Origin of the sequence: Helicobacter pylori (genome assembly GCF_001998165.1) — a bacterium.
In the GTDB taxonomy this organism is placed as follows: domain Bacteria; phylum Campylobacterota; class Campylobacteria; order Campylobacterales; family Helicobacteraceae; genus Helicobacter; species Helicobacter pylori_DL.
In genome coordinates this window covers 1-479 of the sequence record NZ_MTWR01000101.1, presented here as the reverse complement: position 1 = coordinate 479, position 479 = coordinate 1, and the positions used below count along the sequence as shown (strand labels likewise).

General features: G+C 40.3%; 2 pseudogenes. One reads left to right on the top strand and one right to left on the bottom strand.

The window, feature by feature from the left end:
• Positions 1-158, top strand: a pseudogene (locus BZK24_RS10000) (Cj0371 family chemotaxis-regulating polar lipoprotein); the annotation flags it as partial.
• A 48-nt stretch (positions 159-206) separates the two neighbouring features.
• Here the strand turns inward: BZK24_RS10000 and BZK24_RS08345 are convergent.
• Positions 207-479, bottom strand: a pseudogene (locus BZK24_RS08345) (tRNA (adenosine(37)-N6)-threonylcarbamoyltransferase complex transferase subunit TsaD); the annotation flags it as partial.

The following is a 479-nucleotide window of genomic DNA, read 5'->3' as shown; positions in this document are numbered from 1 at the left end:
CCCACATCATAGTGCGCGATTTGCAAGGCAATGAACGCGTGTTAAGCAATGAAGAGATTCAAAAGCTCATTAAAGAAGAAGAAGCTAAAATTGATAACGGCACGAGCAAGCTTATCCAGCCTAATAATGGGGGAGGGAGTAATTCAAGCGCACGCTTTGAGCCTTAATCGTAATGCCCCTTTCTTTTTCAATATTTAAGAAAAAGAAAAGTTCAAGTTAGTCTGCTGAATTAAATGCTCAATCGCTGCGCTTTGAAAATGATAGCCAATCTTTTGCTTGATCGCTTCATTCAAATTATGGACATTTTTTTCAACCTCCAAACGCACCGCATTTTTTAAACCTGAAAAACTAAAAGCCAGATTCGGGCTGTTTTTTAAAGGGACAGGGAACATTAAAGTCTCGTTTGGATGCGCTTAACCAAGGGCTAATCTTTCCACTATGGGGCCTCCTGGATAGCCTAAATCAGGCATTTTGGAAAC